The organism is Pseudomonas sp. R4-39-08 (genome assembly GCF_003852275.1).
Lineage (GTDB): Bacteria > Pseudomonadota > Gammaproteobacteria > Pseudomonadales > Pseudomonadaceae > Aquipseudomonas.
This window is the reverse complement of the sequence record NZ_CP027733.1, coordinates 2702520-2716204: the sequence shown is the minus strand read 5'-3', so window position 1 is coordinate 2716204 and position 13685 is coordinate 2702520. Positions and strand designations below refer to the sequence as shown.

The following is a 13685-nucleotide window of genomic DNA, read 5'->3' as shown; positions in this document are numbered from 1 at the left end:
CTTTCCCCGCCTTTTTATTGTTTTGTTGGTTCGGCGCCAGCAGCTGTAGCGACGCGAACGCCGCCCTGCCCGACCAGGATCAAGTTGCCGTTGCCGGCCGCGGTGACCGCCGAGAGTGAGATACGGTCCGGGCGGTTGAATACGCTGAAAGTCTGGCCGTCGTCATGGCTGACCACCACGCTGCCGCCGTTGCCCACCACGACGATGGAACCATCCTCGAGCAGGGCCGCCCCCGACAGGCCGAATTCAAGAACGCCCCGGGCCGCATTCAATTCGACCTGCTCCCAGGTGCCGCCGAAGTCGGTGGAACGATAAAGATTGCCGCGCAGGCCGTAGGCCAACAGCGTTTGCGCTTGAGCGGTGCCGATCACGCCAAACAATGAGCCCTCATAGGGGCCTTCGAGTTTTTCCCAGGTCTGGCCGTCGTCGCTGGAGCGGAACATGCTGCCCTGCTCACCGACGATAAACAGGCCGGCGTCCTTGATGGAGGCGATGGCGTTGAGGTGGAACTGGTCTTCGTTGTCGAGGCGGTCGCTGACGTCTTCCCAGGTCTGGCCGCCGTCGGTGGTCTCGATCAGCGCGCCGTAGGCGCCCACGGCCAGGCCGTGATTGGCGTCGTTGAACCATACGTCGAGCAACGGCGCTTCGCGCTTGAGGTCCTGGTATTGCTGGGTCCAGCTGGCGCCGCCGTCGCTGCTGGCGAGTATTTGCGCATCATGGCCGACCGCCCAGCCGTGGCTGGCATCGACGAAGAACACCGCCGTGAGCAACTGCCGGGTGGGGACTTTGGCTTGGGTCCAGGTGCTGCCCTGGTCATCGGAATAGAGGATATGCCCGCGATCCCCCACCGCCACCAGGCGCTGGCCGGCGTGGACCACGTCAATCATCAGGCCTTTGGCGGCCTTCGGGGATTCAATCGCAAACACCGCTGCGGCGGGGGTATCGCTGGCGGCGTGGACGACGCTGGGTAACGCAACGGCGCCAAACAGCGAGAGCGCTGTGGCCAGCAACGCAAGCTTGCGTGCGGCGCGTGGGCGGCAAACAACCCAACCCATGACAGGCTCACTCATAGACCTTTCTCCCATTTATTATTGTTAGGTCGTGTTGCTTTGCGCGGGGCTCTGAAACCTGCAATCTAGAGCGCCTGACGCAAGCACGGGCCATCCTATCGGGCTTTGGAATCGTCTGACAATCGGCGCTACGTTATCTTTTGTTAACTGGCGGCGTTTGGCCACATGGTGAATATAGCTGCATCAGCTCAAATGATGATGTTATGGGACGCGGAGCGTCTCTGGCGGCGTTACCACGCGGAGCGTGGGAACGATCAGGCCGCCATGCGGGATAATGAATTTTTATTCCATCTATTGAATTTTGAGAATATTTATTCCATTAATACGCTTCCTGAAAACAATAATCCAAAGGACCACGGCGATGCGTGAACTCGGAATCGGCTTGATCGGCACAGGCTTCATGGGGCGCGCCCACGCGCTGGCGTTCAACAACGCTCGGGCGGTGTTCGAACTGCCCGTCACGCTCACACTGGCGGCCCTGGCCGATGCCGACGCCGAGCGCGCGCAGCGTTGCGCCAGCGCCTGGGGGTTTGACCAGGCCCACGCCGACTGGCAGGCGCTGATCGACGATCCCAAGGTCGATGTCGTGGCCATCACGACCCCCAACCACCTCCACTACCCCATGGCCATGGCTGCGATTGCGGCCGGCAAGGCGGTGTATTGCGAGAAGCCGCTGGCCGTCAGCCTGGAACAGGCCGATGCCATGCGCCGAGCTGCCAGCGCGGCCGGGGTGGTGACGCGAGTGGGCTACAACTACCAGCACAACCCGATGATCGTGCTGGCGCGACAGATGATTGCCAGCGGCGAGCTTGGCGAGATCATCGGTTTCCAGGGCGAATTCAGCGAAGACTTCATGGCCGACCCGGCCTCGCCCTGGTCGTGGCGCTGCGAGGTAGGACACGCTGGCGGCGCGCTGGCGGACCTGGGCAGCCATTTGCTGTCGATGGCCCATTACCTGGTGGGCGATGTGACCAGCGTGTGCGCCGATACCCACACCGTCCACGCTCAACGACCGGCCCTCAAAGGCAGCCATGAACTCAAGAGCATCGCGGTGGATGACCAGGTGCATGCCCTGTTGCGTTTTGCCAACGGCGCGCGCGGCACGGTGAGCAGCAGTTGGATCAAGCATGGCTATAAAAATCACCTGAGCTTCGAAATCAGCGGGACCCTGGGCACGCTGGCGTTCGATCAGGAGCGCTTGAACGAACTGCGCCTGTGCCGAGCCGGCCAGGATGGCTTCCAGCGCTTGCTCGCCGGCCCGGCCCTGCCCGGCTATGCCGCGTTCAGCCCGGCGGCGGGCCACCAGTTGGGGTACAACGAGTTGAAGACGCTGGAGGTTCATGAACTGATCATGGCGCTGGCGGGGCAAGGTGCGGATGGCACCGATTTTGAAGCGGCGTGGGCGGTGGAGCGGCTGGCGACGGCGATTCGAGTGGCCGCCCAGGAAGCACGCTGGGTCAACGTGAACTCAATCTAAATGTGGGAGGGGGCTTGCCCCCTCCCACAGTTGATCGCAGTCGCCTTCAATATCAGCGCAAGGCTCGGCGCAGCACTTTGCCGACTGTGGTTTTAGGCAGTTCGGTGGTGCGGAACTCCACGTACCTGGGCACCTTGTAACCGGTCAGATATTCCCGGCAATGGGCGAGGATCTGCTCCTGGGTCAGGCTCGGGTCCTTGCGCACCACGATGATCTTGACCTTCTCGCCGGTCACGCCATCTTCCACACCGATAGCCGCCACTTCCGCCACCCCTGGATGCATCGCCACCACATCCTCGATTTCGTTCGGGTACACGTTGAAACCCGAGACCAGGATCATGTCCTTCTTGCGATCCACCAGGCGGATGTAGCCGCGCTCATCCATCACGCCGATATCACCGGTCGACAACCAGCCTTCGGCATCCAGCACTTCGGCGGTTTCCTTCGGGCGCTTCCAGTAGCCCTGCATCACTTGGGGCCCGCGCACTTGCAGTTCGCCTTGCTCGCCGATTTCGGCGATTTCGCCGTCTTCACGAACGAAGCGCACCCAGGTCGACGGCAAGGGCACGCCGATGCTGCCGGTGAATTCCATCTCGCGCATGCGGTTGATGTCGATGGGGCTGATGCTCACCACCGGGGAACACTCGGTCAGCCCGTAGCCCTCGATGATCGGCAAGCCGGTGACTTCCTTCCAGCGCTTGGCCACCGCTGTGTGCGTGGCCATGCCCCCGGCGATCACCATGCGCAGGTCGGAAAAGTCCCGCGCGCAGAACTCCTTGTTCTCCAGCAAACCGTTAAACAGCGTGTTGACCCCGGCGATCCCGTTGAAGCGCTCTTTGCGCAGGATCATCTGCACCCGTTTCACGTCCCGTGGGTTGGCAATCAGGATATTGCGCCCGCCCAGGCACATGAACATCAGGCAATTCACCGTCAAAGAAAAGATGTGGTACAGCGGCAGCAAGGTGACGTTGGTCTCCTGCTTGTCCTGGTCGAGTTGATCACCGACCCAGGCCTTGGCTTGCAACAGGTTGGCAATAATATTGCGATGGCTGAGCATCACGCCCTTGGCATCGCCGGTGGTGCCGCCGGTGTATTGCAGGAAGGCCAGCTCATCGCGGCTTATGCTCACGGGCAGAAAATTGAGCGCCCGCCCCTGTTTCAGCACCTGGTTGAAACGCACCGAGCCGGGCAGCGTGAAGGCCGGCACCTGTTTCTGCACGCTGCGCAGGATGAAGTTCATCGCCGCGCCCTTGAAGGTGCCGAGCAGGTCGCCGATGGCCGCCACCACCACGCGCTTGACACTGCTGCCGGCGATGACCTTTTCCAGGGTGTGGGCGAAGTTTTCGAAGATCACCACGGTCTCAGCACCGCTATCCTTGAGCAGGTGCTTGAGCTCATGGGCGGTATACAGCGGATTGACGTTGACCACCACCGCGCCGGCCAGGATCGTGCCCAGCAGGCAGATCGGGTACTGCAGGCAATTGGGCATCATCAACGCGACCCGGTCGCCCTTCTTCACCCCCTGGCCCTGCAGCCACGCGGCAAATGCGCTGCCCTGGATGTGCCAGTCGGCGTAAGTCATGGGCGTGCCGATGCTGACATACGCCACCCGCTCGCGGAATTTTTCCAGGTGTTCCACGAACACTTCGCGCAACGAGGGGTAAGCCTCGATAGCGGCATCGATGTCCGCCGGCACGCCGGGCAGGTAGGCGTTCAACCAGATGCGTTCGGTGTGTTCCAGGCTGATGGCGTTCATGGCTGCGTCCTTATTGTTGTTGTGGATAGGGCTACTTTTCGACGATGGCGGTAATACCCAGCCCGCCTGCCGCACAGATCGAGATCAAGCCGCGACCGCCGCCGCGCTCATGGATGGCCTTGGCCAACGCCGCCAGTTGCCGGCCACCGGTGGCGGCAAACGGATGGCCGCAGCCCAGCGAACCGCCGTTGACATTCATTTTTGCGCGGTCGATGGCGCCCAGCGGTGCGTCCAGGCCCAGCCGCTCGCGGCAGTAGTCGGGGTCTTCCCAGGCCTTGAGCGTGCACAGCACCTGGGCGGCGAATGCTTCGTGGATTTCGAAGAAATCAAAATCGGCAAAGCCCAGGCCTTCGCGCTTGAGCATGCGCGGTACGGCGTAGGCCGGGGCCATCAACAGGCCTTCGGTGCCGTCGACGAAATTCACCGCCGCCGTTTCGCCGGTGCGCAGGTAGGCCAGCACCGGCCAGCCATTGGCAGCGGCCCACGCTTCGCTGGCCAGCAACACCACCGAAGCGCCGTCGGTCAGGGGCGTTGAGTTGCCAGCGGTGAGTGTGCCGTCCTGGCGGTCGAAGGCCGGCGCCAGGCTCGCGAGTTTTTCCAGGCTGATGTCGGCGCGCAGGTTGTTGTCCCGTGCGAGGCCCCGATGGGGGCTGATCAGATCGTCGAAGAAACCGCGCTTATAGGCCGCGTCGAGGCGTTGATGACTGGCGAGGGTCAACTCATCCTGGGCCAGGCGCTTGATCTGCCAACGCCTGGCCATTTCTTCGCAGTGCTCGCCCATCGACAGGCCGGTGCGCGGCTCGCCATTGCGCGGCAGCAGCGGCTTGAACAACATCGAAGGGCGCACCTTCAACAAGGCTATCAGTTTATCGCCCATACCCTTGGCCCGATTGGCCGCAAGCAAGGTGTGGCGCAGGGATTCGTTGATGCCAATGGGCGCGTCGGAGGTGGTGTCCGCGCCTCCCGCGATACCCACTTCGATCTGGCCCAGCGCGATTTTATTGGCCACCAGCAATGCGGCTTCCAGGCCCGTGCCGCAGGCCTGCTGCACATCGTAGGCTGGGGTCTGCGCGCACAGCGTGGTCGACAGCAGTGACTCGCGCGCCAGGTTGAAATCGCGCGAATGCTTGATCACCGCACCGGCGACGAATTCGCCCAGGCGCTGACCGTGCAGGTTGTAGCGATCCACCAGGCCTTGCAGGGCGGCCACCAGCAAGTCCTGGTTACTGTCATGGGCATACACGGTGTTGGAACGGGCAAACGGCAGGCGGTTACCGCCGATGATCGCCACGCGTCGGGTCGGTGGCGGATTGAAGCTGTAGTCACTCATGTAAGGCTCTCATTCCAGGCGTTTGATCCCACAGCAACAACCCGCGCATATGCGGTTTGTCGCCGGCCACATTGCGCACTTCGAATTCCCGGAGCGGGCCGGTCCCGGGGCGGCTCCACAGGGCGACCTGGCCGGGCAGGAAGATCGGCAACTTGAAATCGCAATGGGCCTCGGCGTGGTCCAGGCCACCCGGTGGCTGCTGTGCCGCCAGCGCACGGCCCAGGGTCCACATGCCGTGGGCGATGGCACGGCGAAAGCCGAAAAGTTTCGCGCCCATCACCGAGGTATGAATCGGGTTGAAGTCCCCCGAGACCTTGGCAAAACGGCGCCCCAGATCGGCGGGCAATACCCAGCGCTGGGTGCGTACCAAGCCCTCCTCCTGTAACGGCAGTGCGTCCACCCACAGCTCCCCGACGGGACTTTTCACATTCCGGCGCAGGTACAGGCTGTCGCTTTCCCACACCAGGGCCCCCGCGCCGTAGGCACGGGTCGCGATGCTCAACGCCTGCCCCTTGGGATGGGCGACCCAGCGTTCGCAAAACACTTCCAGGCGCAGCGCCTGGCCTTCATGCAACCGTTGGTGCTGGCGAATACGATTGGCCAGATGCACCATGCCGCTGGCCGGGTACGGGAAGCTGGGTCGGGTCAGCAGCATCAAGTGCAAAGGGAACGCCAGCACGTGGGGATAGGACAGCGGCACGCCCTGCTCGCGACGAAAGCCACAGGCACGGGCATACGCCGCGATGGCGGCGCTCGACAGCTCCACCGCCGGGCGTACCAGACGCTCCCTGGGCAATAACGGCGCGGCGCCAGGCTCGGGCTTGCGCAAGCCGCGCACAGCGTCGAATACCAGTTGGATGCGCGAGGGTGGCGGGTCGATGATCTGGGTCACGTAGTCCATGGTTCAGGCTCCCAGCAGGCTTTGACCGCACACCCGCACCACCTGGCCGTTGACCCCACCGGACGCCGGATGCGCCAGCCAGGCGATGGTCTCGGCCACGTCGACCGGTTGGCCGCCTTGAAGCAAGGAATTCATGCGCCGCCCGGCCTCGCGGATCAACAGCGGGACTTTCGCGGTCATCTGCGTCTCGATAAACCCTGGCGCCACCGCATTTATCGTCACCTGCTGCGCCGCCGCACGCGGGGCCAGGCCCTGCACCAGGCCGATCACCCCGGCCTTGGACGTGGCGTAGTTGCTCTGCCCGAGGTTGCCGGCGATACCGGAAATCGACGAGACGCACACAATCCGCCCACCGGGGTTCAGGCCGTGGTTGTCCAGCAGCGCCTGGCTGAGCTGCAACGGCGCCTCGAGGTTCACCGCCAGCACACTGCGCCAGGCGGTTTCGGTCATCTTGGCGATGGTCTTGTCGCGGGTGATTCCGGCATTGTGGACCACCACATCGAAGGCGCCATACTGGCTGACATGCGCCTGCAATAACGCGGCGGCATCCGGCGCGGTGATGTCCAGGGGCAATGCCGAACCGTCCACACTGTCGGCGGCCTGCTGCAGCGCCGACTGGGCCTGGGGCACGTCGACGCACACCACATGGGCACCGTCGCGCGCCAACACCTGGGCGATGGCCAGGCCGATGCCGCGGGAGGCACCGGTCACCAGGGCGCGACGGCCGGCGAACGGTTTGTCCCAATGGAAGGTGATGTGACTGTCCACCGGCTTCTGGAGGCGTATCACTTGCCCAGACACATAAGCCGAACGGCGCGACAGAAAAAAACGCAGGCTGCTGTCCAAAGCGTCTTCAGCGCCCGGCGCCACGTAGATCAATTGCACGGTGATCGCCCGGCGCAGCTCCTTGGCCAGCGAGCGCACCAGCCCCTCGAGCGCGCGCTGGGCGACGGCCTGGGGCAAGTCCTGGCAATGTTCCGGTGCGGTGCCGAGTACCACCACGCGCGCGTGTTGGCTCAGGCGCCTGGCGTTGGAGTGAAAGAATGTATAGAGCTCATCCAGGTGCTGCAGGTCGGCCACGTGCGTGGCATCGAACACCGCGCCCTGCACCTTCACCGTCGACGGCGCCTTGACGGTCGCCGCGGTGGCGGCGACGGTGTCGGTGCTGCTGAAGAGGCGATGTACGTGCTCGGTCAGGCGCCCTGCCCCGGCGACGATGACCGGGTTGGCCAACCCATGCTGGCCGCTGCGATGGCGTTGCAGGGGCAAGGGTTGCGGCAAGCCGACGGCGTGGGCCAGGCGACGGCCCCAAGGAGAATTGACGAAAGAAAGGTAGCGGTCACTCATAACACAAATCCTGCTTTGTAAATCCGATCAAATGTGGGAGGGGGCTTGCCCCCGATAGCTGAGTGTCAGTCAGTAAATCTGCATCTGAGCCACCGCTATCGGGAGCAAGCCCCCTCCCACATTGGGACCGCGTTTGGATTAATTGACCGAAGCGTTCTCGCTTTGGCTGGCGCGACGTTTGGCGGCGGGCTCCAACGCCTGCTTGCGCTGCTGCAGGGCCTCCAGCAAACCGAAGTCCTGCGGGAAGTCGTCGACCTGGATGCCGTGGTCGGCGTATTCCACATAGCGTGCGAGCAAAGCGTCTTCGTCGTCGCTGATCAGGTCCAACGCCCGTGCCTTGACGCGCCAGCCGGTAAAGACCGCAGACGAAATCGGCATCGGCGCGAGCAGGCCTTGCTTGATGGCGGGCTTGAGCCGTGCCTCGATCAGCTCCACTTGGGGCAACAGGCGGAACCCCAGTTCGCCATAGGCCAGCTTGTCGATTTCCGGGCGCGGGATGTAGGAGTTGGCGAGCAAACGGTCGCGGGTTTCGCCGGGGGTCTGTACGACCTCGGCGACTTGGGCCAACAGGCGATCCGACGGTTTGCGCAAAGGAATACCAAACGGGAAACTCAAGCCCCGCAGCACCGCCGCAGCGGCTTTCGACGGATAATTGTCGAGCACTTCGTCCAGCGCTTCATGGGCGCGCAACAATGCGTCCTGGGCCGCCCAATGCACCAGCGGCAAGTCGGCCTGGGGCCGGCCGTCGTCCTCAAAGCGCTTGAGCACGCAAGACAGGATGTACAACTGCGACAGCATATCGCCCAGGCGCCCGGTGATACTTTCCTTGCGCTTGAGAGCGCCCCCCAGCACCCCCATGGAAACGTCCGAGACCAATGCCAGCACCACCGACAGACGATTGGCCTGGCGGTAGTAGGAAGCCAGCGCCGGGTCGGTCTTGGCCGGGGCAGAAAGCAGCCGGCCAGCGGTCAGCGCATGCACCGTGGCACGCACGGTGTTGGCCAGTACAAAACTCACATGGCCGAACATCGCGCTGTCGAACGCCTGCAGGGCCTTGCGTCGATCCGGGTTGCGCGCCGCTTCCATTTCGCGCAGCACATAGGGATGGCAGCGGATCAGGCCCTGGCCGTAGATGATCAGGCAGCGGGTCATGATGTTCGCGCCTTCCACCGTGATGGCGATGGGGCTTTGCTGATAGGCGCGTGCCAGGAAATTATTGGGCCCCATACAAATGCCCTTGCCGGCGACGATGTCCATGCCATCGTTGACGATCATTCGCGCGCGCTCGGTGACGTGGTATTTGGCGATGGCCGAGATGACCGAAGGTTTCTCGCCGGCATCCAGGGACGCCACCGACACCTTGCGCACCGCATCACAGGCATACAAGTGCCCGGCCATGCGGGCCAACGGTGCCTGCACCCCTTCGAACTTGCCGATGGGCAGACCGAACTGCTTACGCATCGCAGCGTAGGCGGTGGTGCCACGGACCGCCACTTTGCCCAGACCGACGTTGGCCGACGGCAGTGAAATCGCCCTGCCCGCCGCCAGGCATTCCATCAGCATGCGCCAGCCGTTGCCAACTTGTTCGCGACCGCCGATCACCCACTCCAGCGGAATGAACACATCCTTGCCAGTGGTCGGACCGTTCTGGAATACCGCATTCAGCGGCCAGTGGCGACGGCCGCTGTTCACGCCTGGATGGGAGGTGGGAATCAGCGCGCAGGTGATGCCCAGGGCACCTGCGGCACCGAGCAAACCGTCCGGGTCCTCGGCACGGAACGCCAGGCCCAGCACCGTGGCAATCGGGCCGAGGGTGATGTAACGCTTGTCCCAGGTCACGCTGAACCCCAGCACCTCCTCGCCTTCGTGCAGGCCTTTGCACACAATCCCCACGTCGGGAATGGCCCCGGCATCGGAGCCGGCATACGGGCTGGTCAGCGCGAAGCACGGAATATCCTCACCCCGCGCCAGACGCGGCAGGTAATAGTTGCGCTGGGCCTCGGTGCCGTAATGCAGCAGCAGTTCGGCGGGGCCCAGGGAGTTGGGCACCATCACCGAAATGGCCGCCGCCGAGCAGCGGGTCGACAGCTTCATCACCACTTGGGAGTGCGCGTAGTGGGAGAAGCCTTTGCCGCCGTACTGCTTGGGAATGATCATGCCGAGAAAGCCGGCTTCCTTGGTGTATTGCCAGCCCTCGGGGGACATGTCTTGCCACACCTGGGTGGTTTCCCAATCGTTGGCGATGTCGCACAGGGTTTCGACTTCGTTGTCCAGGAACGCCTGCTCTTCGGCACTCAGGCTGGCCGGCGCGGCTTGCAGCAGGCGCTGCCAGTTGGGTTTGCCGCTGAACAGCTCGGCGTCCCACCACACGGTACCGGATTCGATGGCCGCACGTTCGGTGTCGGACATCGCCGGCATGACCGTACGAAACAGCCCCAAGGCCTTGCTGGTCAACAGCACGCGGCGCAGGGGTTTGATCGCCAGCAACAAGGCCGGCAACACCACCAGCACCGCTGCGACGGTAGTGCCGAATGCGGCCACTGCGTTGAACAGATAGCCAGCCGCCAGCCATACCAGGCCGGCGCCAAGCCACAGGGTGGCAGCGGCTTGTCGATACGCCAGGGCAATCGCCGCGACGAAACCCACCAATAACCAGATAACCATGGGATACCTCTACTTGATTCAGGGCGTGGCACCCGTGCGGACCGCTCGGATTGAGCGGGGCGTAGAGCCACACTACAAACTCGGGAAAATAAATTCAAATTTTGTTTTGAAATTTTTATTTAATGGTCTGGCGAAAATATTCAGGGCTGAACGAGTCAGCCTAATTGCATCAGTCATGTGGCTCCGATTAGGTTCTGCGGATTGTTCTGTAAGCGTGTCAGTGTGCGCCGGGTCTCAAGATGCGCTGAATACCCGGCTTCAACACGGTCAGGTGCGTGACTAGAACTTATAGGTCGCCGACAAGCTCACGACGTCACCTGACGACTCAGCCTTCCCGTCCAGTTGAGCAGCGCCGAGGCGATCGACGTTCTTGGTTTTCAGGTTGACCTTTTCGACGAACTGGTGCGAGTACGCGCCATCCACTGACAGGCCCGGCACTGCCTTGATGTCGTACCCGGCACCAAACGCCAGGAAATAACGATCGCCATCAGGGATCCGCGGGTCACGCGTGGAGTTACGGGTAGGCGTCTGGTCATACGCCACACCTGCACGCAGGGTGAGTTCGTCGGTGGCTTTGTAGTCGCCGCCGATTGAGGTCATCCACGCGTTTTTGTAGTTGTAGGGAATGGCAACAATGGTCGAGCCCTGAGACTTGAGTGTGAGGTCCTGGAACGAGGACCACTCAGTCCACTGGGCACTCACACCGAGCGTCCAGCGGTCATTGAACTGATGGACCCAGTCAATCGCAGCAGTCGCCGGGATATCCAGTTGCGCACTGGCATGCGCGCCATCCGGGAACAGCTTGAGACCGGGATAGGCCATTTCAACCAGCGTCTCTCCGTTCGGACCAATAGGGTTGGTCATTGTGTTACGACCGATGGCGTCCGTATAAACGTCGTACTTGCCGGTCATCTTGTTTTTGATCTTGGCGTGATAATTCAAACCCAGCGTGTCTTGCTGCGTCGGTTTCCACACAACGCCACCAAACCAGCCTACCGAGATGTTGTCGACTTTCACACGCATCAAGGAATGCCCGACACCGGTCGGAAAGCCGGTGCCGCCAAGCCCGGGTGATACATCTGCGGCAGCCAACACATCAACGTTCTGGCTGACGTTTCCCTGGCTGCGCTGAACGATGGCACCCCCACCGACCGAAAATTCATCATTGACCTTGAACGACAGTGAGCCTGTCAGGCCGATGGTCTCGATCTTGGTGTCGACGGCGAAATCCCGCAGCTTTGAGTTTTCGTTCCACGTACTTTTCATACCTTGCGGTACGACCTGGCTCAGGCCGAAAGCAAAGCGGTCGCCGATGGGCATGACCATGAAGCCGGTGGGTAGCCATGCGGTGAAACCGCCCTGGCCGCCATTATTGGTATTGAGCGTCGGATCGCCCAGGTTGCCCTGGTCATCCAGCACTGGCGTATTGGTCACCGGGTTGCCGTTATGGTCATACGCCTGGCCGGAATATTTGATCTTGATCCGGGCGTAATCGACGGTCTGCTGCACGATGGTTGAATCGATGAACGCCATGGCCGCTGGGTTGTTGTACGCCGCACTCGGGTCATTCTTGAACAGAGAACCGCCACCAAATGCGCGGCCCCAACCGGGGGCGCCATAAGTGGGCGTGGAAAACCCGCCCGCCTGCACATGTTCCGTAGTGATCAGGCCTCCCAACAAGGCCAGTCCCAGTAACGTGTAAGCGTGTTGTTTCTTATTATTCATGCGGTACTCCCTATTATTATGTGCGCCCGGCCCCTGCCGGTGGGTCGTGTAACCATGGAGCGTTGTTCAAAAGCGCCTGTACTGGAACGGTGTATGACAATCAGGGATGGGTGATAAGCGAAGGCGATTTATCGTTGACCGGCGCCTCGCGGGGGGCGCCGGCATTTCAACGGGTGATCAGCCCTTTACGGAGTAACGCGCTTACGGGTTTACCGTGAGCGTCGGAGCCACAACGTTCAGCGAAACCACAGTGCAGTTTCCGCTCAGCGACTGATTGGCGGCCGAAAGGGTTTTGGTCCCTGCAGCCCAGTTGACCGCGATAGGGGTTGGTCCGCAGTTGGTGGCTGGGATCGAGGTGATCTTGTAGCCGACATTGGTCACGGTACCGGTGGTGCCCGTCGAGGCAGTCAATACCCAAGGCAGGTTAGTCAGCGTTGGCAAAGAGCACAGACCGCCGCCGGTCAGCGTCGCGCCATTGATCGAGGCCACGCCACCGCTAACGTTGCCGGTAAAAGTGATACCGCATGTCACTGCCGCGCCAAAAGACGAAGGCGACTTCACCACGATGGTGCCGGCGTTAGTCGAGAACGGACCGTCCGGAGAGACGGAAGCCGCACTGGCCATCGACGCGGCGCCGAAGCACATTGCAAACGAAGTTGCACAAACGAGGGTTTTCAAGCTTTTCATTATTTTGCCTCACATGTAATGGCGAGTTATTTCGCCTTGGGGTAATGACCATGAACACGAAGTCACGGTGAAACTGCAGAACTTCGTATTCCAGCCAAATTCAGTTAAGTCCGACAACCTTATTCAACTACTTTGAAATCAGGCGGCATCTTGATTGATACCGTTTTAATGGTGCAGTCATCACCAATAGGTACATTGGCAGCCTCCAACTTGCCGGTGGCGTTATCCCACGTACCGACTGCGGTAGAAGGGCCGCACTTGCCGCCCAGACCGAATGCATGCACGTCCACGCTGATCTTCGACATCGAGCCGCTTTTTGTATCCTTTGCAATCAAGATCCATGGCAAATTAATGGCTTCGACCCGGCTGCACTTGAGCCCGCCATCGAACGCCACTTTGTCGATATTGACGGATGTCCCATCGGCCGTCACTTTGCCGGCCACCTTGATGGTGCAGTCGGCACTGATCAACGCGCCTTTGGAGAAGCTGATTGGGCCCTGGGCTGTAAACGCGCTACCGGCAGGTTCGATACGGGCGGCCTGTGCGTGATGCCACGCGATCAGGCCCAGCGCGGCCAGTACGACATTAACGGTGAACTTTATAGCGACCTGAGTTACTTGCATGTTTACGCCCTTCCCTTGAAATTATTTTCGTTCGGGTAAACAACCATCCTGCAACTAAGCTAACAAACAATCGACGTAGAAATCCTTATCGAAATACACTCGAAA

11 protein-coding genes are annotated in these 13685 nt (G+C 61.7%); 2 read left to right on the top strand and 9 right to left on the bottom strand.

Annotated elements, in window-relative coordinates; genetic code table 11:
• Positions 1-14: 14 nt before the first annotated feature.
• Positions 15-1055, bottom strand: a complete 1041-nt coding sequence (locus tag C4J88_RS12400; RefSeq protein WP_124408612.1) for a YCF48-related protein — start codon at positions 1053-1055, stop codon at positions 15-17.
• Positions 1056-1235: 180 nt separating this feature from the next.
• Between C4J88_RS12400 and C4J88_RS12395 the strand changes: the two genes are divergently transcribed.
• Positions 1236-1439, top strand: a complete 204-nt coding sequence (locus tag C4J88_RS12395) for a hypothetical protein (protein WP_124366874.1) — start codon at positions 1236-1238, stop codon at positions 1437-1439.
• Positions 1432-2547: a Gfo/Idh/MocA family protein gene (locus tag C4J88_RS12390; protein WP_124407075.1), complete on the top strand. Its 1116-nt coding sequence runs from the start codon at positions 1432-1434 to the stop codon at positions 2545-2547. The genes C4J88_RS12395 and C4J88_RS12390 overlap by 8 nt, the downstream gene beginning before the upstream one ends.
• A gap of 52 nt (positions 2548-2599) precedes the next feature.
• On the opposite strand, the gene C4J88_RS12385 is transcribed toward C4J88_RS12390, so the two are convergent.
• The 8 genes from C4J88_RS12385 to praA form a co-directional block, all read right to left on the bottom strand.
• Positions 2600-4303 carry an AMP-binding protein gene (locus C4J88_RS12385; protein ID WP_124407074.1) on the bottom strand — a complete coding sequence of 568 codons (1704 nt, stop codon included), beginning with the start codon at positions 4301-4303 and terminating at the stop codon, positions 2600-2602.
• Between the two features lie 31 nt (positions 4304-4334).
• Positions 4335-5633 (bottom strand): acetyl-CoA C-acetyltransferase, encoded by a 1299-nt coding sequence (locus C4J88_RS12380; protein ID WP_124407073.1) that lies wholly within the window; start codon positions 5631-5633, stop codon positions 4335-4337.
• Complete coding sequence (locus C4J88_RS12375) at positions 5626-6534, bottom strand: MaoC/PaaZ C-terminal domain-containing protein (RefSeq protein WP_124407072.1); 909 nt, start codon at positions 6532-6534, stop codon at positions 5626-5628. The genes C4J88_RS12380 and C4J88_RS12375 overlap by 8 nt, the downstream gene beginning before the upstream one ends.
• 3 nt (positions 6535-6537) lie before the next feature.
• Complete coding sequence (locus tag C4J88_RS12370) at positions 6538-7881, bottom strand: 3-oxoacyl-ACP reductase (protein ID WP_124407071.1); 1344 nt, start codon at positions 7879-7881, stop codon at positions 6538-6540.
• 138 nt (positions 7882-8019) lie between these two features.
• A complete protein-coding gene (locus tag C4J88_RS12365; RefSeq protein WP_124407070.1) occupies positions 8020-10545 on the bottom strand; it encodes an acyl-CoA dehydrogenase in 2526 nt (841 codons plus the stop codon).
• 279 nt (positions 10546-10824) lie between these two features.
• On the bottom strand, positions 10825-12270 hold the full coding sequence (locus tag C4J88_RS12360) for an outer membrane protein transport protein (protein ID WP_124366868.1): 1446 nt from the start codon (positions 12268-12270) through the stop codon (positions 10825-10827).
• A gap of 201 nt (positions 12271-12471) precedes the next feature.
• Positions 12472-12957 carry an alkane oxidation protein activator PraB gene (gene praB, locus C4J88_RS12355; protein WP_124407069.1) on the bottom strand — a complete coding sequence of 162 codons (486 nt, stop codon included), beginning with the start codon at positions 12955-12957 and terminating at the stop codon, positions 12472-12474.
• Between the two features lie 119 nt (positions 12958-13076).
• Positions 13077-13580: an alkane oxidation protein activator PraA gene (gene praA, locus C4J88_RS12350; RefSeq protein ID WP_124407068.1), complete on the bottom strand. Its 504-nt coding sequence runs from the start codon at positions 13578-13580 to the stop codon at positions 13077-13079.
• Positions 13581-13685: the final 105 nt, after the last annotated feature.